General features: G+C 63.9%; 18 protein-coding genes. 11 read left to right on the forward strand and 7 right to left on the reverse strand.

Annotated elements, in window-relative coordinates:
- Positions 1-149 precede the first annotated feature (149 nt).
- Positions 150-632, forward strand: a complete 483-nt coding sequence (gene secB, locus FHS84_RS12850; protein WP_166934877.1) for a protein-export chaperone SecB — start codon at positions 150-152, stop codon at positions 630-632.
- Positions 633-704: 72 nt separating this feature from the next.
- Here secB and dnaQ read toward each other — a convergent pair whose 3' ends face one another.
- The 5 genes from dnaQ to FHS84_RS12875 are packed head-to-tail and all read right to left on the reverse strand — an operon-like array spanning position 705 to position 4283.
- The gene (dnaQ, locus tag FHS84_RS12855) at positions 705-1406 is read right to left on the reverse strand and encodes a DNA polymerase III subunit epsilon (RefSeq protein WP_166934879.1); all 702 of its coding nucleotides are present in this window, start codon (positions 1404-1406) and stop codon (positions 705-707) included.
- Positions 1399-2019: a dephospho-CoA kinase gene (gene coaE, locus FHS84_RS12860; RefSeq protein WP_208393852.1), complete on the reverse strand. Its 621-nt coding sequence runs from the start codon at positions 2017-2019 to the stop codon at positions 1399-1401. Before coaE ends, dnaQ begins: the two co-directional genes overlap by 8 nt.
- Entirely contained in the window at positions 2012-2866 is an 855-nt protein-coding gene (gene aroE, locus FHS84_RS12865; RefSeq protein ID WP_166934881.1) for a shikimate dehydrogenase, read from the reverse strand. The genes coaE and aroE overlap by 8 nt, the downstream gene beginning before the upstream one ends.
- Positions 2863-3459 carry a Maf family protein gene (locus FHS84_RS12870; RefSeq protein ID WP_166934883.1) on the reverse strand — a complete coding sequence of 199 codons (597 nt, stop codon included), beginning with the start codon at positions 3457-3459 and terminating at the stop codon, positions 2863-2865. The genes aroE and FHS84_RS12870 overlap by 4 nt, the downstream gene beginning before the upstream one ends.
- A complete protein-coding gene (locus FHS84_RS12875; protein WP_208393853.1) occupies positions 3456-4283 on the reverse strand; it encodes a pyruvate, phosphate dikinase/phosphoenolpyruvate synthase regulator in 828 nt (275 codons plus the stop codon). The genes FHS84_RS12870 and FHS84_RS12875 overlap by 4 nt, the downstream gene beginning before the upstream one ends.
- Before the next feature lie 261 nt (positions 4284-4544).
- Here FHS84_RS12875 and hemE point away from each other — a divergent pair, with 261 nt between their 5' ends.
- From hemE to FHS84_RS12905, 6 genes are all read left to right on the forward strand, one after another.
- Positions 4545-5570 carry a uroporphyrinogen decarboxylase gene (gene hemE / locus FHS84_RS12880; RefSeq protein WP_166934887.1) on the forward strand — a complete coding sequence of 342 codons (1026 nt, stop codon included), beginning with the start codon at positions 4545-4547 and terminating at the stop codon, positions 5568-5570.
- On the forward strand, positions 5567-6586 hold the full coding sequence (hemH, locus tag FHS84_RS12885) for a ferrochelatase (protein ID WP_166934889.1): 1020 nt from the start codon (positions 5567-5569) through the stop codon (positions 6584-6586). The genes hemE and hemH overlap by 4 nt, the downstream gene beginning before the upstream one ends.
- On the forward strand, positions 6583-7026 hold the full coding sequence (hemJ, locus tag FHS84_RS12890; RefSeq protein WP_166934891.1) for a protoporphyrinogen oxidase HemJ: 444 nt from the start codon (positions 6583-6585) through the stop codon (positions 7024-7026). Before hemH ends, hemJ begins: the two co-directional genes overlap by 4 nt.
- 184 nt (positions 7027-7210) lie before the next feature.
- The gene (rho, locus tag FHS84_RS12895; protein ID WP_166935415.1) at positions 7211-8467 is read left to right on the forward strand and encodes a transcription termination factor Rho; all 1257 of its coding nucleotides are present in this window, start codon (positions 7211-7213) and stop codon (positions 8465-8467) included.
- Between the two features lie 78 nt (positions 8468-8545).
- Positions 8546-9928, forward strand: coding sequence for a M1 family metallopeptidase (locus tag FHS84_RS12900; RefSeq protein WP_166934893.1), 1383 nt, complete (start codon positions 8546-8548; stop codon positions 9926-9928).
- 55 nt (positions 9929-9983) lie between these two features.
- Entirely contained in the window at positions 9984-10196 is a 213-nt protein-coding gene (locus FHS84_RS12905) for a hypothetical protein (protein ID WP_166934895.1), read from the forward strand.
- 4 nt (positions 10197-10200) lie between these two features.
- On the opposite strand, the gene FHS84_RS12910 is transcribed toward FHS84_RS12905, so the two are convergent.
- Together FHS84_RS12910 and FHS84_RS12915 are read right to left on the reverse strand one after the other, a co-directional pair.
- The gene (locus FHS84_RS12910) at positions 10201-11172 is read right to left on the reverse strand and encodes a quinone oxidoreductase family protein (RefSeq protein WP_166934897.1); all 972 of its coding nucleotides are present in this window, start codon (positions 11170-11172) and stop codon (positions 10201-10203) included.
- Positions 11173-11284: 112 nt separating this feature from the next.
- Positions 11285-13342: a thioredoxin domain-containing protein gene (locus tag FHS84_RS12915; protein WP_208393854.1), complete on the reverse strand. Its 2058-nt coding sequence runs from the start codon at positions 13340-13342 to the stop codon at positions 11285-11287.
- Between the two features lie 144 nt (positions 13343-13486).
- Here FHS84_RS12915 and mnmE point away from each other — a divergent pair, with 144 nt between their 5' ends.
- The 4 genes from mnmE (at position 13487) to FHS84_RS12935 (ending at position 18205) form a co-directional block, all read left to right on the forward strand.
- The gene (gene mnmE, locus FHS84_RS12920) at positions 13487-14806 is read left to right on the forward strand and encodes a tRNA uridine-5-carboxymethylaminomethyl(34) synthesis GTPase MnmE (protein WP_166934901.1); all 1320 of its coding nucleotides are present in this window, start codon (positions 13487-13489) and stop codon (positions 14804-14806) included.
- Positions 14807-14885: 79 nt separating this feature from the next.
- Positions 14886-16772, forward strand: coding sequence for a tRNA uridine-5-carboxymethylaminomethyl(34) synthesis enzyme MnmG (gene mnmG, locus FHS84_RS12925; protein ID WP_166934903.1), 1887 nt, complete (start codon positions 14886-14888; stop codon positions 16770-16772).
- Positions 16762-17391, forward strand: a complete 630-nt coding sequence (rsmG, locus tag FHS84_RS12930) for a 16S rRNA (guanine(527)-N(7))-methyltransferase RsmG (RefSeq protein ID WP_166934905.1) — start codon at positions 16762-16764, stop codon at positions 17389-17391. Before mnmG ends, rsmG begins: the two co-directional genes overlap by 11 nt.
- Positions 17381-18205: a ParA family protein gene (locus tag FHS84_RS12935; protein WP_166934907.1), complete on the forward strand. Its 825-nt coding sequence runs from the start codon at positions 17381-17383 to the stop codon at positions 18203-18205. The genes rsmG and FHS84_RS12935 overlap by 11 nt, the downstream gene beginning before the upstream one ends.

An 18205-nucleotide genomic window follows, 5' to 3' on the forward strand; every position in this document is an offset into this window, starting at 1 on the left:
GGTGCCGTAAACTACCGCCCCCGCGGGGGAGGGTCCATAGATAGGGCGTCAAAATGGCAAAAGTACGGACCGGACCGGCGTTTTCCTTGAATTTGCCGTACATTCCATGCTAGCGCCGCGGCCGCGATAAACGAAACGACAGGTTTACCATGGCCGACGAAACTCCCCCGCAAGGCACCAACGGTTCGGATCAGGACGCCCCCCGCGTCCAGGTGGTCGGCCAGTACATCAAGGATCTCTCGTTCGAGAACCCCGGCGTGATCAGCGGCCAACAGGCCCGCCCCCAGATCGAACTCAATGTCGACCTGCAGGTCCGCCAGCTCGAACAGGAGCATTACGAAGTCGAACTCAAGCTGCGCGTCAACGCCAAGGCGGACGAGAAGGCACTGTTCCTGCTCGAACTCGTCTACGGCGGCCTGTTCCAGCTCCACAACATTCCGGAAGAAGTGCGCCAGCAGGTGCTCTTGATCGAAGCGCCGCATATCCTGTTCCCGTTCGCCCGCCGCATCGTCGCCGATGTGGTGCGTGACGGCGGTATGCCCCCGCTGATGATCGAGCCGATCGACTTCGCCGCGCTCTATCGCGCCAAGCTCGCCCAGATGCAGGGCCAGCAGCCGGTCGCGCAGGCTTAATTTCGTTCAAACGCCACTAAGGCTTCCGCGCCACAAGGCGCGGCGGCCGGTCGGCCGCTGGACGTAAGATGATCAATTCGTCGGTGCGGAGGCTGCGTTCCAGATCGCGGCCTCGCCCAATTCCTTCTTGACGAACGCGGCGTGCGCTTCGCGCTCTTCGGGCGTGATCAGCGACGGCAGCGGTTCGGGGCGCAGCCGCACCGTGCGGGCCTCTTCCGCCATTGCGGCCGTCACGTCGGCCGGCGCCAGGATGAAGCGCTTCTGCCGGCCACCCAACAATTCGAGATAGACCTGCGCCAGAAGATCGGAGTCGATCAGCGCGCCGTGCTTGGTGCGCGAGGTTGCGTCGATGGCAAAGCGCTTGCAGAGCTCGTCGAGCGAAACGCGCGAGCCGGGAAACTTGATCCGCGCCATTGCCAGCGTGTCGATCGCCCGCGCATCGGGCAAAATCGGATGGCCGGCACGCGACAGCTCGAAATTGAGGAATTTCATGTCGAACGCGGCGTTGTGGATCACCAGCGGCGCATCGCCGATGAACTCCAGGAACTCGGCCGCGATGTCGGCGAACACCGGCTTGTCGGCCAGGAACGACGCCGACAGGCCGTGCACCTTTTCGGCCTCCTCCGGCATGTCGCGCTCGGGATTGATGTAGACGTGATATTCGGCGCCGGTGGGAAAGTGATCGACCAGCTCGACGCAGCCGATTTCGACGAGGCGATCGCCGCTCGCCGGATCGAGGCCGGTGGTTTCGGTATCGAGAACGATTTCACGCATGGGTCTGTTCTTGCAATCGCCGCCACTTCAGTTCGTCGACGATCTTACGGACTTGGGCGCGGGCGTGGTCGAACCCTTCACTGGTGTCCACAACAAAATCGGCCAGGGTGCATTTTTCGAGGTCGGGCATCTGGCGGGCGAGAATCTGCGCCAGCTTCTCCTCGGTCATGCCGGGACGGGCGAGCGCGCGCTGGCGTTGAATCTCGGCCGGGGCCGACACCACCACCACCACGTCGACCCGTGAATCGCCGCCGGTCTCGAACAGCAGCGGAATGTCGAGCACGATCAGTTCGGCATAGGGGTGGGCGGCGATGAATTCGCGCTGCTTTCTGGTCACCAGCGGGTGGACGATGGCTTCCAGCCGGGGAAAGCCGTCGGGGTCTTTGGCCAGCGCCGCCATCAGCGCGACGCGGTCGACGGCCCCGTCGCGGGTGGTGCCGGGAAACGCCTGTTCGATGGGCTGCACAGCTTCTCCACAAGGCCCGTACAGGCTGTGGACGGCGGCGTCGGAATCGTAAACCGGGATGCCGAACTCGGCGAACATGGCGGCGGTCGCCGTCTTGCCCATGCCGATCGAGCCGGTCAGTCCCACCACAAGCGGACGCTCAACCACCTTGCAACGCCTTCACAAGCTCGGCGCGCAAGGCCGCGGTCACTTCCGGGCGGACGCCGAAAAACGCTTCGAACGACGGCACCGCCTGATGCAGCAGCATCCACAATCCATCCACCGTCTTCAGCCCCCGTGTGCGCGCTTTGGCGAGGAGACCGGTTTCGAGCGGATTGTAGACGGCATCGAACACCGCCGCACCGGCCGGCAGATCGTCGAGACCGAGATCGAGCGACGGGGTCTGTTTCATTCCGGCGCTGGTGGTGTGGACGATCAGAGCGACGTCGCGGCCGGACCAGGCGTCGTACCCGGCCCCGCTGAGCTTGGCGGCGGTTTTGCCGGCAAACGATGACGCCAGCGCCACGGCTTTGGCGGGAGTGCGGTTGAACAGGCGGATTTCGGCAACGCCGAGACCGTCGAGGGCATGGATCGCCGCCCGCGTGGTGCCGCCGGCGCCCCAGATCGCCGCGGTCTTGCCGCGCAGCGCTTCGGCCCCGAGATGTTGCGTCAGGGTGGCGGCGAGACCGTAGGCATCGGTGTTGCGGCCCTCGAGACCGTCCGCTGTGGTCACCAACAGATTGACCGCGCCGATGGCGGTTGCCGCCGCATCGTGACGGACGGCCAAGGCGAAGGCTGACTCCTTGTGCGGCACGGTGACGTTGAAACCCTTGAACCCGGCCCGCACCAAGCCGTCGATGCTGCGCGAAAAATCCGCGGGCGCGATGGCGAGCGGCACATAAGCGCCGTCGATGCCGTATTGCCTCAGCCAATGGCCGTGCAACGCCGGCGACAGCGATTGGCCGACCGGCCAGCCGATCACGCCTGCCAGCAATGCGGACCCCGTCAAACTCATGCCTCGATCAGCCCGTGATGACGCAGCGCCGCCAGCAGCGGCAGCAGCGGCAATCCCAGCACGCAGAAGAAATCGCCGCTGATGGATTCGAACAACTGAGCGCCGCGGCCTTCGAGCTGATAGCAGCCGACCGAGCCGAGCACGAGCTTGCCTTCGTTCTTGAGATAGGCATCGAGGAATTCGTCGGAGAAAGCGCGCATGCGCAGCGTGGCGCTTTCGCAGTAGCGCCAGACCGGCTTGCCGCCTTGCGCCAGAACGCAGGCGGTGACGAGCTGATGATCGCGGCCGCGCAGGAAGGCCAGCGTCTCGCGCGCTTCGGCGGTATCGCGGGCCTTGTCGAACACGCGGCCTTCCGAGATCAGCACCTGGTCGCAGCCGAGCACCAGCGCTTGCGGCGAGGCCTCGGACACATTGAGCGCCTTGGCTTCGGCGAGAGCGTCGGCAAACGTCTTCGCCGCGACACCGTCGCGGCGCAGCGTCTCCTTGATGGCGGATTCGTCGACATCGGGCGGGCGCACGCCGAACCGCACCCCGGCCTCGCGCAACAGACGGGCCCGGATGCCGCTCGACGAAGCCAGGATCAACATGGTCATCCCTGTTCCTCTTTCGCCAGTTTGTGTTCGGACAAGAGGTTCATGATGGCGGCAGCAGTTTCTTCGATCGACCGGCGGGTCACGTCGATCGACGGCCAGCCGTGGTATTCGTAAAGACGGCGCGTCGTCATCACCTCGCTGCGGACCTTGTCGAGATCGACATAATCGGTCTCGTTCTGCACGCCCATGGTGGTCAGCCGGTTGCGCCGGATGTGAACCAGACGCTCGGGGCTTACCCACAAACCCACGATGAGCGGCTTGGTGAAGGTCAGCAATTGTGACGGCGGAGGCATGCCGAGCACAAGAGGAACATTGGCAGCCCGGATACCCCGGATGGCCAGATATACACAGGTCGGTGTCTTCGAGGTGCGACTGGCTCCTATCAAGATCACTTCGGCGTGGCCGAGGTCGAGATTGGAGCCGTCGTCGTGCTCGATCATATAGTTGAGCGCCTCCATGCGGTGGAGGTACTCCTGATCGACTTCGTGCTGGCCGCCGCTGCGGGTGGTGGCTTCGGCGTTGAAGACGCGCTGCATCAGCCCGACCGGGCCTTCCATCACGTCGTAATTGGGCAGGCCCAACAGACTAAGCTGCGCGACAAGATCGTTGCGCAGTTTGGGATTGACGATGGTGAACAACACCAGGCCGGGGTTTTCCCGAATCCGATCACAGGCCCGCTGCAACTGGCGCTCGCTGCGCACCAAGGTATAGGCGTGCTGCTGGATGTCGACGCCATGAAATTGCGCCATGGCCGCCTTGGCGACCGAATGCAGCGTTTCACCCGTCGCATCGGAAATGAGATGGACGTGAAAGGGTCCACTCACAGATCTGCTCCTCAACTATCCACTTTCGCCGCCGGACTATGCGCATAACCGGGCCGCTGTTCAAACTGTGTGCCGTTAGGGCCGGCGAGTCACCAGCCCATGCACCGACCCGGCGGCGGCGGCCTCTCAAACCAGAAGCGCAAGCCTTTGAACTCGCCTATACTCTGCGCCGGGTTCGGAACCCATCCCCCGAGCCTTCCACAATTCACACCCCAAACATCATCTTCAGAATCTTTTAACTTATAGGAGTCTTGTAGTTTGATGTCCTTGTTCCTGGATGTGCTGGCTGGAAAAAAAGCCCGGACCCCGCCTCCGATCTGGATGATGCGTCAGGCCGGACGCTATTTGCCCGAATACCGGGAGGTGCGCGCCAAAGCGGGCTCTTTTCTGGGCTTGTGCGGCAATCCGGAACTGGCCGCGGAGGTCACGCTGCAGCCGATCCGGCGGTTCGATTTCGATGCCGCCATCATTTTTTCCGATATCCTGACGGTGATCATGGCTTTGGGCCATGCGGTGACGTTCGACGAAGGCCCCAAGCTACCGCCGCTCGAGCCTCACAGGGAGGCTGTCGCCGCTCTGCAGCGCGATCCGGCACGCTGGCGCCCGGTGCTCGCCCCCGTTTGCGAAGCGCTCGCCCTGGCCCGCGCTGGGCTCTCTCACGACAAGGCGCTGATCGGCTTTGCCGGGGCGCCGTGGACGCTGGCGACCTACATGGCCGGCGGCGGCAACGACGAGCAGAAAGCCGCGCGGTTGTGGGCTTATCGCGATCCCGAAAGCTTCGATGCCTTGCTCGCCTTGTTGGTGGATTGTGTATCGCAGCATCTGATCTGGCAGTTCGAAGCCGGTGCCGAGGCTGTGCAAATCTTCGACAGCTGGGCGGGCGGACTGCCGCCGGTGCTGTTCGAGCGCTGCGTGGTCAAGCCGACCCAAGCGATCGTGGAAAAGGTGCGGGCCGCCGTTCCGAATGCGCCGATCATCGGCTTTCCGCGCGGAACCGGACTGACCGGGCTTCTGGACTATGCCGAAGCGACCGGGGTGGACGGACTGTCGGTCGATCCCGCCATCGATCTTGGTTTGATCGCCGCCGCGGAGGGTCCGGTTCTGCAGGGCAATCTCGATCCGCTGGCGCTGGTGGCCGGCGGCGATGCGCTGCGCACGGGTGTGGAAAGCATTCTGAAGGCGACCAAACACGTGCCGTTCATCTTCAATCTCGGCCACGGCATCCTGCCCACAACGCCGATCGAGCATGTGCATGAATTGTTGAAACTGGTGCGAGGCACGCGGTGAAACTGGCGGTCGTCCTGTTCAATCTGGGCGGACCGGACTCGCCGGATGCGGTCGAGCCGTTCCTGGCCAATCTGTTCAGCGATCCGGCGGTGCTGACGATGCCGGGTTTCGTGCGCAAGCCGCTGGCGCGGTTCATTGCCCGCAAGCGGGCGCCGATCGCGCGCGAGATTTACGCCAAGATCGGCGGCCGCTCGCCCATCGTGGAAGAAACGCTGCTCCAGGCCGAGGCGTTGGAAAAAGCGATTCCGGAACACCAGACGCGGGCTTTCATCGCCATGCGCTGCTGGAAACCGTTCACGCACGAAGCCGCGGCGGCGGTGGCAGCGTTCCAACCCGATCACATCGTGCTGTTGCCGCTCTATCCCCAGTTCTCCACCACCACCACCGGATCTTCCCTTAAGGAATGGAAACGGGTGGCGGCTTTGGCGGGAATTACGGCGCCGACCACCACGATCTGCTGCTATCCCGATCTCGGCGGATTCATCGCCGCACTCGCCGCTAATATCGAAGACAGCGCCGCCGAGCCCCGCGCCGATGTGTCCTACCGGCTGCTGCTTTCGGCGCACGGTCTGCCGAAGCGGGTGATCGCGCGCGGCGATCCCTATCAAGCCCAGGTGGAACAGACTGCCGCTGCGCTCAAGGCGCGATTGTCGTGGGACGACGTGTCGATCTGCTATCAGAGCAAGGTCGGGCCGCTGGAATGGATCGGGCCCGCTACCGATGCGGAAATCCGCCGCGCCGGGGCCGAAGGCAAAGGCGTGGTGATCGCGCCGATCGCCTTCGTCTCGGAGCATTCCGAAACCCTGGTCGAACTCGACATCGAATACGCCAAGCTGGCGCGCGAATCCGGCGTGCCGGATTACCGCCGCGTGCCGACCGTCGGCGTGCGGGCAGAATTCATCGCCGGACTGGCCCAATTGGTGCGCCAGTCGATCGACAGCGTAAAAAACGGCAAAGGCGCAGGCAAAACCTGTCCCTTGACCGCGGCACGCTGTCCGCGCACGGGGACGGCATGAAAGCCTGGCTGCTCGAGCATTACCTGACGCTCAAGGCGTTTCACATCATCGCCGTGATCGCCTGGATGAGCGGGCTGTTCTATTTGCCGCGGCTGTTCGTCTATCACACCGAAACCCGTGTGGGCGCGCCGGACTATCTGCGTTTTGCGGTGATGGAGAAAAAACTCCTTGCCGCCATCATGGCACCGGCGATGGGATTGACCTGGATTTTCGGTCTTTCCTTGGCGTGGGCGGGCGACTGGTGGCAGGCGGGCTGGTTCCACACCAAGCTCGCTCTGGTCCTCGTTATGACCGCGATTCACATCACCAACATCCGGTTCGCCAAGGATTTTGCGTCGGGGCGCAACGTACGGACCGGGCGGTTCTTCCGCCTCTGGAACGAGCTGCCCACACTCCTGATGATCGCCATCGTCATCTTGGTGGTGACAAAAGCTTTCTAAGCCCTGTTTGCATTAGGCGCGAACCACGGTATAAATAGCCAGTTCTCCCATTGAACCCCACCTGATCGGCCGCTTCCTGCGGGCCGTCACGGCATTCAGCCGGGGTTGTTCTCCACATCGCTCCCGCCTTGCCGCGGGTATTCCAGGTGCTACTTCCATGACGGTGCAAAACGGCCTGCAAGCCATGAAGCTGCAGGATCTCAAAGCGAAAACCCCAACCGATCTGCTCGCCTTTGCCGAGGAACTCGAAATCGAGAACGCCTCGTCGATGCGCAAACAGGACATGATGTTCGCCATTCTGAAAGAGCTGGCGGACCGCAATGTCGAAATCACCGGCGCGGGCGTTTTGGAGACCTTGCAGGACGGTTTCGGCTTCCTGCGCTCGCCCGAATCCAACTATCTCGCCGGACCCGACGACATCTACGTGTCGCCGTCGCAGATCCGCCGCTTCGGTCTTCGCACCGGCGATACCGTCGAAGGCCCGATCCGCAGCCCCAAGGACGGCGAACGCTATTTCGCGCTGCTCAAGGTCTCGGCGATCAATTTCGAAGATCCCGAGAAGATCAAGCACAAGGTCCACTTCGACAACCTGACGCCGCTCTATCCGACCCGCTGGCTGAAGATGGAAATCGAAGACCCGACCATCAAGGACAAGACCGGCCGCGTCATCGACATCGTATCGCCGCAGGGCATGGGCCAGCGCGCCCTCATCACCGCCCCGCCGCGGACCGGCAAGACCGTCATCCTGCAGAACATCGCCCGCGCCATCAGCGCCAATCACCCCGACGTCTATCTGATCGTTCTGTTGATCGACGAACGTCCGGAAGAAGTGACCGACATGCAGCGTACGGTGAAGGGCGAGGTCATTTCCTCGACCTTCGACGAACCGGCGACGCGCCACGTCCAGGTCGCCGAAATGGTGATCGAGAAGGCCAAGCGCCTGGTCGAACACAAGCGCGACGTCGTCATCCTGCTCGACTCCATCACCCGCTTGGGTCGCGCCTACAACACCGTGGTTCCGTCGTCGGGCAAGGTGTTGACCGGCGGTGTCGACGCCAACGCCCTGCAGCGCCCCAAGCGCTTCTTCGGCGCGGCGCGCAACATCGAGGAAGGCGGCTCGCTGACCATCATCGCGACCGCCTTGATCGATACCGGCAGCCGCATGGACGAAGTGATCTTCGAAGAGTTCAAGGGCACCGGCAACTCGGAAATCATTCTCGACCGCAAGGTCGCCGACAAGCGCGTGTTCCCGGCCATCGACATCCTGCGTTCGGGCACCCGCAAGGACGAGCTGCTCACCGACAAGGGCACGCTGTCGAAGATGTATGTCCTGCGCCGCATCCTGGCGCCGATGGGCACCGTCGACGCCATCGAGTTCCTGCTCGACAAGCTGCGCGGCACCAAGAACAACGGCGAGTTCTTCGACAGCATGAATACCTGACGTAGCGGGATTGCAGTTTTGCGATCTCCGTAAACTAGCGGACCGCGCTTATCTCTCCTGCGAGAAGAGGGGGACGATATGCGCGGTCTTTGCGTTTTGTGTGCCGTGGGCTTGCTGAGTTCGGGTGCCTGGGCGAGCGAAGCCCGCATCTATAGTCTCGATCTGAAATACGATCCGGGTTCGGGCCGGGTGGCGGCGACGGCCGATATCGTGCTGAAGCCCGAGCCGGGCGCCAAGACCGTCACGTTTTACCTGCACGACGAACTCAAGGTCGCTCGGGTCGCCATTGGCGGCAGGAAGGCGGCGTTCCGCCAGGCGGTCGTGCCTTACGACTACAGCTACGACACCAAAGCCAACAAAATCGTGGTCGAAGCGGCCGGACGCGATCTGGCGCGCGGGCTCTCGGTCACTTACGCGGGACGATTCTCGCCCTCGGCGGCGCGCTCGCCTTCGGACTATATGCGCGGCGATCGCGACGGACTCTATCTGCGCTCCTATGCCTATTCGCTGTGGTTTCCGGTGTTCGCCGAAGCCAATGCCAGCTTTCCGGCGGTCGATTTCGATTCCGTGACCATCACCGCGCCGGCCGAACTCCGCGCCGTGTTCGTCGGCGAAGAAACCGGCCGGGTCGAAAAGAACGGACTAGCGACATCGACGTGGACCGCCAAAGCCGTCGGCCCTTACGACGCGCAACTGACCCTCCGCCGGTTTGCCGTCGCGCATTGCGGCGGCCTTGCCGCCTATCACCTGACCGATACCGCCTCGAGCGATGCGGCGGGCCGCGTCTGCGACGAGGCCGGCAAGCTGCTGGCCTACTACACCAGCCATTACCGCGAGACGGCAGGAAACCGCTCCATTCTGCTCGTCCAGGAACCGGCCTATGGCGACATCGCCGGCGCCAATATGATCGGACTGGCCGACCAACGCTGGCGCGAGATCAAGCGCGACGGCGACGAGATCGAAACCCTGGCGCACGAACTGGTGCATGCCTTCGTGCAGACGCCGACCGCCAAATCCGATCCGCTTTATGTATTCGAGGTCGAAGGGTTCCCGAGCTACTTCCATTTGCCCGCGCTGGCTTCGGTTTTGGGCGAAGACTGGTACGCCCGCCAGCTCGACCGGATCGAGAAGCTTTATCGCGAGCGGCGCGACACCGGGAAAATGGGCGGCGAAAAAATGCCGCCGGAAAAACCGATCCTGGCGATCGGGGCGGAAGAGCTTGGAACCTATAAAGATGTGTTCGTGCTCAACGACCGGGCGCTGCTGTTCTGGGATTATCTGCGCCGCAAAATGACGCCGCAGGATTTCGATGCGCTGGTACGGGCGTTGACGGCGTCATCGGAGGTCACGGCAAAGAGCTTCTTCGCTCTCGTCGCCAAGTACGCACCGGCACTCGAAGCCGATGCGTATGTGTGGCTCGAAACCAGCGCGTATCCGGAAAAATTCCGCCGGAATTTTTAACAAAGCGGCCAACTTTTCCCCCGATACTGCGGAGCGTGCGAAAGGGGGTTTTGCCATGGCAATCTGCCGCTTCGGCCCAACCTGCGATGTCTTCGTCGATTTCGGCGAAGAAGGACGTGTGGAATGCGTTGCTTGCCGTCTCGACGGACGCACGACGCATATCGCCTTGGACAAACAGGCGATGAAAGCCCATCTCGAAGATCACGTGTCGGCCGGACACAAAGTGCCCGACGCGGTGTTCGAGGATCTCGACCGAAACGCGTGGTAGCCCGTCAGGGTACCAGAATGGTTGCACCGGTGGTCTTGCGCGAATGCAAGGCCTCGTGCGCCTTGCGTGCATCGGCCAACGCGAAACGCTGGTTGACCGCGATCTTGACGGCGCCCGAGGCGATGACGGCGAACAGATCGTCGGCCATGGCCTGAAGCGCGTCCGGCGCGGCGGCATAGGCGAACAAGGTCGGCCGGGTCAGATAGAGCGAGCCCTTCTGCGACAGGATCGCCGGCGAGAACGGCGGCACCGCGCCGGAGGAATTGCCGAAACTGACCATCATGCCGCGGGGCGCGAGACAATCGAGCGAACCGTCCCAGGTGTCCTTGCCGACCGAGTCATAGACCACCGGAACACCCTTGCCGCCGGTCGCTTCGCGGACCTTGGCGACCCAGTCGTCCTGATTGAGATTGAGCACCTGGTCGTAGCCATTGGCCTCGGCCAGCGCGATCTTGTCGTCCGATCCGACCGTGCCGATCACCGTGGCGCCGAGATGCTTGGCCCATTGCCCGGCGATCAAGCCGACCCCGCCGGCCGCGGAATGGAACACGATGGTCTGGCCGGGCTGGACCGCAAAGGTCTGCTTCAGCAGATACTGCGCCGTCAGGCCCTTCAGCATCCCCGCCGCGGCGGTGTCGAAACCGACCGAGTCCGGCAGCTTGACCAATTTGCCGGCGTCAACCAGATGCGCCTCGGCATAGGCGCCGACCGCGGCGGTGCAGTACGCCACCCGGTCGCCCGGCTTGAAGGTGCTCACTCCCTCGCCCACGGCTTCGACGGTTCCCGCCGCTTCGGTTCCGAGCCCGGTCGGCAGCGGCAACTTGTAAAGGCCGGAGCGATGGTAGGTGTCGATGAAGTTGACGCCGATGGCCGCCGCGCGCACCAGCACCTGCCCCGGACCGGGCGAAGGCAATTCCACATCCTGAAGTGTGAGAACCTCAGGGCCGCCGTTTTTCAGGATGCGAATGGCTTTCATCGGATTCCTCGTTTGCGTCGTTCTGCAAAATTGCCACCGACTGGCACCGGCCTGCAAAGCAAAACGCCCGGCCATCGCTGACCGGGCGTTGCTGGATACAAAAACGTCGCCGCTACTGCGGACGCTGGCCCGGCTGTTGCGGACGCGGCGGCAGTTGCAGCACCTGGCTCAGGGTCACCGGGTTCGAGATCGGCGCCGAGCAGTTCTGATGCTGGCAGACGTACGCGGTCGGCTGACCGTTCTCCATCGTCTTGCCGCGAGCCGGATGGCCTTCGGGCAGATCTTCCGACGGATCGACCACCATCAACAGCCGGTTCGGCAGGCTGCGGCCGAGCACGGCGGTGACCAGCTCGCGGGTCTTCGGCGCGTCATGCGGTCCGACGATCACGATCTGCAAACCGGCGATCAGGGTTTCGAGCCCGTTGAGGTAGGAGCCCATCGCCATGAACGAACGGCCGACCTCGCCGGCGAAGGTGCCGACGATATCGCCGCCGCGGTCGCGATACGCGACGTCGCCGGTGGCCAGATAGAGTTTGGCGTTGACGGTGATCATGGTTCCGTTGGCCGAGGGAACGGCGGCATCATAGACGGTGCGCACGCGCTGGATCAGCGCCGCATCGTCGGCCGCGGTCAGGCAATAGCCGCCCGAGGCCGCATCCCAGAAGGACTCGTTCAGGGTGCGCGTCCAGCGCTTGGCCCAATCGAGGTATTCCTTCTTGCTGGTGGCTTCGAACAGCGTCAGCGCGGCGCGCGCCATGTGGGCATAATCGTCGGCGAACGCGGCATGGCCGCGCTTGCCGTCGCGCCAGGAGTGGAACAGACGGCCGCCTTCGGCCATCGCCGAAGTGATGAAGGCAAACGCCTTCTCGGCCGCGACCAGCCATTCGATATTGCCGTAGGTCGCGCCGGCATTGGCGAGCGCCGCGATCATCATGCCGTTGGAATCGGCCAGCACTTTGTCGTCGCGCAGCGGCGCTTTGCGGGTCTGCTGGCGGGCGGCGAGCAAGAGTTCGCGCTGACGCTTGAGCAATGCTTCGTCGGCATCGGCCAGCGGATAGGGGAAGCCGCCGGTGCGGGCGATGATGTTCTTGCCGTTGAACGGGCCTTCGGCCTGGATGGCGTACACTTCCTTGAAGCGCTGCGAGAAGGTGCCCATCAGGGTGGCGTCGATTTCCGGCGCGGTCCACAGATAGTAAGCGCCCTCTTCGCCGTCGACATCGGCATCGAGGCTGGCGGCGAAGGCATCGCCCACCATCATGTCGCGCAGCACCCAGCCGATGGTCTCTTCGACGCGGGCCTTGTACAGCGGCACGCGGTTATGGACGCCGATGGTGGTCAACAGATCGACCATCAGGGCGTTGTCGTACAGCATCTTCTCGAAGTGCGGAATCAGCCAGCGCTCGTCGACCGCATAGCGGTGGAAGCCGCCGCCGACATGATCGTAGACGCCGGAAAGGCACATCGTGTCGAGGGTGATCTGCACGAGCTGCGGGAACTGCATCGCGCCGGTCCTGAGGAACGAGCGCCACAGGGTTTCGATCAGGGCCGCATTGGGGAATTTCGGAGCGCCGGTGACGCCGCCGTAAAAGACGTCGAAGCGTTGCGCCACGTGGACCGACAAAACGTCGATCAGGCGCGGATCGAACGGTCCGCGCAGATCGCGCGTCCAGATCGCGCCGACCGCATTGTTGATGTTGGCGGCATCGGTGGCGACGACGTCGGACTGTTCCTTGTACTTCTTGGCGACGTCTTCCAGCACGCGCTTGAACGGCGGCTGGCCGAAACGTTCTTCGTTGGGGAAATAACCGCCGACGAAGAAAGGCTCGCCCTTGGGATTGAGGAAGATGGTGAGCGGCCATCCGCCTTGATACCCCATGGTCTGGGCCGCCGCCTGATAGAGCTGATCGATGTCGGGGCGTTCTTCGCGGTCGACCAGCACCGGCACGTAATTCTCGTTGATGAAGGCCGCGGTGTCGGCGTCGGAGAAACTCTCCTTGTTCATCACATGGCACCAGTGGCAGGCGGTGTAACCGATCGACAGAAGGATCGGCTTGCCCGACGCTTCGGCTTCGGCCAACGCTTCCTGGCCCCACGGGGCCCAATGAACGGGATTGTCCTTGTGCAAGAGCAGATAGGGACTGGTTTCCTCGGCGAGACGGTTGGTGCTCATCTTCTTCTTCCGGTGATGCGCTGGCGCGCGCATTGTTGCGGGACTGATTTGAACCAAGATTTACGCGCCGAACCAAGCGCTCACAAGCTGCCAGGGGGTCGCCTGGGCCTGGGGCAAGAGGATTGGTGAATTTCGGAGGACCTCATGCGGCGGGACGACACGATTTTCGCGACGGCGAGCGCACCCGGCCGGGCCGGCGTGGCGGTCGTGCGGGTGTCGGGACCGGCGGCGCGCTTCGCGGTCCAGACCGTCAGCCGCAAAGCCCCGCCGCCGCCGCGCCGGGCGGCACTGAGGGCCTTGCGGTCCGGGGCCGGCGAGATTTTCGACCGCGGACTGGTGCTGTGGTTCCCGGCGCCCGACAGTTACACCGGCGAAGATGTGGCCGAGTTCCACATTCATGGCGGCCGGGCGGTGCTGGCAGCGCTGATCGAAGCCTTGGCGGCGATGCCGGGCTTGCGCGCGGCCGGTCCCGGCGAGTTCACCCGGCGCGGCGTCGAGAACGGCAAGCTCGATCTCACCCAGGCCGAAGCGATTGCCGATCTCGTCGATGCCGAGACCGAAGCCCAGCGCCGCCAAGCCCTGCGGCAATATGACGGCGCCCTCGCCCGCTGCAGCGACGGCTGGCGCACGGACCTCACCAAGGCGCTGGCCTGGGCGGAAGCGGCGATCGATTTCTCCGACGAGGAACTGCCCGAAGAGGTGATGGCCGATGCGCGCCAGACCGCGGCGGTAGTGAAAGACGCGCTGATTGCGCAACTCGGTGATGCCCATCGCGGCGAGCTGGTGCGCGAAGGTCTGTTCGTGGCGGTGGTGGGCGCCCCCAACGCCGGCAAGAGTTCGCTGGTCAATGCCTTGGCCGGCCGCGACGTCGCCATCGTTTCGGAAACCGCCGGGACTACCCGCGACGTGATCGAAGTGCGCCTGAACCTCGGCGGCTATGCCGTAGTGCTGGCCGATACTGCCGGGCTGCGCGCGGCCGCCGACCATATCGAAGCCGAAGGCGTGCGCCGGGCGCTGCAGCGGGCCGAAACCGCCGACCTAGTGGTGCTGGTGAAGGATGGAAGTGCGCCTGATAACGCCCTGGATTATAACGATAAGTTAGACAGCAAAACTGTCCTAACTGTGTGGAACAAGGCGGATTTGCCGTGGCCGGCAGCGCAGCAAGGCCTAACGCTGTCGCTCCAAACCGGCGACGGCCTTCAAACGGTGGTGGACGCCATCACGGCGGCGGCGCGGGACAAGCTGGAAGCCGGCGGCGAGGCCCCTCTCCTCACCCGCGCCCGGCATCGCGAAGCGCTGGAGGAAGCCGCGGCCGCTCTCGCCCGCGCCGAGACCCAGGACGCACCCGAGCTGTTCGCCGAAGACCTCCGCCTCGCCGTCCGCGCCATCGGCCGCATCACCGGCCGGGTCGATGTCGAAGACCTGCTGGACGTGATCTTCCGGGACTTCTGCATCGGCAAGTGAAGTGGCGTTTCACGTGAAACAAGCCTGAATGATTCCTGAGACTTGCCCACAGGGGCCCGGTCCCGTACTAGACCCGGCCATGGGATACGACGTCATCGTGATCGGGGGTGGGCATGCCGGCTGTGAAGCCGCGGCGGCCTCCGCGCGCGCCGGCGCCAAGACCCTCCTCCTCACCCATCGCCGCGCCACCCTTGGCGAGATGAGCTGCAACCCCGCCATCGGCGGCGTCGGCAAAGGCCACCTCGTCCGCGAGATCGATACCGCCGACGGGCTGATGGGCCGGGTGGCCGATGCAGCCGGGATCCAGTTCCGCATCCTCAACCGCCGCAAAGGTCCGGCCGTCCGCGGGCCGCGGGCCCAGGCCGACCGCGCCTTATATAGAAGTGCGATGCAGGCCGCCCTCGCCGCCACCGCCAATCTCGATATTCGGGAGGCGGCGGCCGAAGATCTGGTTCTCAAGGACGGCCGGGTCGTCGCGGTGGTGACCTCCGATGGCGATACCCTCCCCGCCGGGGCCGTGGTTCTCACCACCGGGACCTTCCTGAAGGGTCTGATCCACTGCGGCACTCTCACCTTTCCGGCCGGCCGCGCCATTGCCGGCAAAGCGGGCTTCGATCAAGACGGCACCGAAAAACCCTCGGTCGGTCTCTCCGATACTCTGCACGGCATCGGCTTCAAGATGGGCCGCCTCAAGACCGGCACTCCGCCCCGTCTCGATGGGACTTCCATCGATTGGCCGAGCCTGGAGGTGCAGCACGGGGACGATCCGCCCTCGCCGTTCTCCTTTCTGACCCGGACGGTCCCCAATCCGCAGGTCGTCTGCCATATCACCCGCACCACCGAGGCCACCCACGAGGTCATCCGGTCCAATCTGGATCGCGCACCCCTCTATTCGGGCCAAATCCACGGCCGCGGACCCCGCTATTGCCCCTCGATCGAGGACAAGGTCGTCCGCTTTGCCCATCGGGCCAGCCACCAGATCTTCCTCGAGCCCGAAGGTCTCGATGACGACACCATTTATCCCAACGGGATCTCGACCTCGCTGCCGGAAGACGTCCAGCACGCGCTGTTGAAGACCATTCCGGGTCTTGAAAAGGTCCGGGTCCTGAGGCCGGGTTATGCCATCGAGTACGACTATGTCGATCCGCGCGAGCTGAAGCCTTCGCTGGAGACCAAACGGGTGTCCGGACTGTTCTTCGCCGGTCAGATCAACGGCACCACCGGCTATGAAGAAGCCGCCGCCCAGGGTTTGATGGCCGGATTGAATGCGGCCAGGGCCGTTTCGGGGTCGGACGCGGTCGTTCTGGACCGGGCCTCAGCCTATATCGGGGTCCTGATCGACGATCTCGTCACCAAAGGGGTCACCGAGCCGTACCGGATGTTCACCTCACGGGCCGAATACCGGCTGACCTTGCGGGCCGACAATGCCGATCAGCGGCTGACGCCGGTGTTCGAAACGGCCGGATGCGTCGGTTCGGAGCGGTCGCAGGTGTTCGCGAGCAAGATGGCGAGCCTGGGCGAGGCGAGGGGGGTGATGGAAGGGCTGTCGCTGACCCCCAACCAGGCCCAGAAGTATGGCATCGCGGTTCGTCTCGATGGCACGCGGCGCACGGCGCATGACCTCCTCAGTCTTCCGGGGGTCGATTTCCACGCTCTGACCGCGATCTGGCCGGAACTCGGCCGGTTCGGCGGTGAAATCGCCGAGCAATTGGAAATCGATGCCCAATATGCCGGGTATCTCGACCGTCAGGAGGCCGATATCGCGGCCTTCAAGCGGGACGAGGCACTGGCGCTGCCGGAAAGTCTCGATTACGGCCAGGTCTGCGGACTGTCGACCGAAGTCCGCCAGAAGCTGACCAACATCCGGCCGGCCACGCTGGGGCAGGCGTCCCGGATCGACGGCGTGACCCCGGCGGCGCTGACGCTGGTCCTGGCCCATGTGAAGGCGAAATCCCATGCTGCCTGATGCGGCGTCGTTCGGACCCGAAGAATTCGCCGAAGCAACCGGCGTTTCACGTGAAACGCTGGACCAGCTTCAGGCCTACGCCGATCTTCTCGCCGCCAGCCCCCATAATCTGGTCTCCGAAGCCAGTCTGAAGGAGGTCTGGCACCGCCATTTCCTCGACTGTGCCCAGCTCGTGCCGTTGATCCCGCCGGAAGCCCGGACTTTGGCCGATCTCGGCAGCGGGGCCGGGTTTCCGGGACTGGTGCTGGCGATCCTGCTGCGCGAGCGGCTCAAGGTCAGCCTGTTCGAAGCGACCCATAAGAAGGCGGACTTCCTGGCCTCGGTGGCGGAGCGGGTCGGGGTAAAGGTCACCATCCGCAACGAGCGGATCGAAACCGCCAAGCCGCAGCGCTTCGACGTCATCACGGCGCGCGCCTTTGCGCCCTTGCCCGAACTTCTCGGCTATGCACAGAGATTGGCGGGACCCAAGACGATTTGCTTGTTTCTCAAAGGCCAGAGCCACACCGCCGAATTGACTGCAGCGGAACGGACCTGGAAGATGAATATCCGGAAACACCCAAGCCAAACCCATCCGCTTGGCGTGGTTCTGGAGATCCGGGATTTGATCCATGTCTCCTGATAGCCCCGCCAAGAAACCGCGCGTCCTGGTGATTGCCAACCAGAAAGGCGGGGTCGGCAAGACCACCACGGCGATCAATCTCGGCACCGCTTTGGCCGCGGTCGGCGAACCGACGCTGATCATCGACATCGATCCGCAAGGCAATGCCTCGACCGGCCTCGGCATGGCGCGGGCCGAGCGCAAAGTGTCGATCTACGATGTTCTGACCGGGCAGGCGCCGCTGGCGGACGCCATCCATCCGACGCGGATTCCCAAGCTCTCCATCGTGCCGGCGACGGTCGATCTGTCGGGCGCCGAACTCGAACTGATCGATGCCGAACGGCGCAATTACCGGCTCAAGGACGCGATCGAGGATTATTCCGTACACGGACAATCTCCGTTTTCCTATGCGCTGATCGATTGCCCGCCGTCGCTGACGCTTCTGACGGTGAACGCGATGGTGGCGGCCGATGCGGTGGTGGTGCCGCTGCAATGCGAGTTTTTTGCGCTCGAAGGCCTGACCCAGCTCCTCAACACCATCGAGCTGGTGCGCGAGAATTTGAATGCCGATCTCGAGCTGCAAGGCATCGTGCTGACCATGTTCGACAAGCGCAACAAGCTGTCGGATCAGGTCGCGGCCGATGTGCGCGGGCATTTGGGCGACAAGGTCTACAACACCGTGATCCCGCGCAACGTGCGCATTTCCGAAGCGCCGAGCCACGGCCTGCCGGCCCTGGTCTATGATCTCAAATGCCCCGGCAGTCAGGCTTACATCAAGCTGGCCGGCGAACTGATCCAGCGCGAGCGCGTCCGGGCGATGGCCGCGGCAGAATAA

This window comes from Rhizomicrobium electricum, from assembly GCF_011762045.1.
GTDB classification, from domain to species: domain Bacteria; phylum Pseudomonadota; class Alphaproteobacteria; order Micropepsales; family Micropepsaceae; genus Rhizomicrobium; species Rhizomicrobium electricum.

What these genes read in the sequence shown, in the direction of transcription:
- secB (WP_166934877.1), top strand. Translation starts at nt 150, where the DNA reads ATGGCCGACGAAACTCCCCCGCAAGGCACCAACGGTTCGGATCAGGAC.
- dnaQ (WP_166934879.1), bottom strand. Translation starts at nt 1,406, where the DNA reads ATGCGTGAAATCGTTCTCGATACCGAAACCACCGGCCTCGATCCGGCG.
- aroE (WP_166934881.1), bottom strand. Translation starts at nt 2,866, where the DNA reads ATGAGTTTGACGGGGTCCGCATTGCTGGCAGGCGTGATCGGCTGGCCG.
- FHS84_RS12870 (WP_166934883.1), bottom strand. Translation starts at nt 3,459, where the DNA reads ATGACCATGTTGATCCTGGCTTCGTCGAGCGGCATCCGGGCCCGTCTG.
- hemE (WP_166934887.1), top strand. Translation starts at nt 4,545, where the DNA reads ATGTCCTTGTTCCTGGATGTGCTGGCTGGAAAAAAAGCCCGGACCCCG.
- hemJ (WP_166934891.1), top strand. Translation starts at nt 6,583, where the DNA reads ATGAAAGCCTGGCTGCTCGAGCATTACCTGACGCTCAAGGCGTTTCAC.
- rho (WP_166935415.1), top strand. Translation starts at nt 7,211, where the DNA reads ATGAAGCTGCAGGATCTCAAAGCGAAAACCCCAACCGATCTGCTCGCC.
- FHS84_RS12900 (WP_166934893.1), top strand. Translation starts at nt 8,546, where the DNA reads ATGCGCGGTCTTTGCGTTTTGTGTGCCGTGGGCTTGCTGAGTTCGGGT.
- FHS84_RS12905 (WP_166934895.1), top strand. Translation starts at nt 9,984, where the DNA reads ATGGCAATCTGCCGCTTCGGCCCAACCTGCGATGTCTTCGTCGATTTC.
- FHS84_RS12910 (WP_166934897.1), bottom strand. Translation starts at nt 11,172, where the DNA reads ATGAAAGCCATTCGCATCCTGAAAAACGGCGGCCCTGAGGTTCTCACA.
- FHS84_RS12915 (WP_208393854.1), bottom strand. Translation starts at nt 13,342, where the DNA reads ATGAGCACCAACCGTCTCGCCGAGGAAACCAGTCCCTATCTGCTCTTG.
- mnmE (WP_166934901.1), top strand. Translation starts at nt 13,487, where the DNA reads ATGCGGCGGGACGACACGATTTTCGCGACGGCGAGCGCACCCGGCCGG.
- mnmG (WP_166934903.1), top strand. Translation starts at nt 14,886, where the DNA reads ATGGGATACGACGTCATCGTGATCGGGGGTGGGCATGCCGGCTGTGAA.
- rsmG (WP_166934905.1), top strand. Translation starts at nt 16,762, where the DNA reads ATGCTGCCTGATGCGGCGTCGTTCGGACCCGAAGAATTCGCCGAAGCA.
- FHS84_RS12935 (WP_166934907.1), top strand. Translation starts at nt 17,381, where the DNA reads ATGTCTCCTGATAGCCCCGCCAAGAAACCGCGCGTCCTGGTGATTGCC.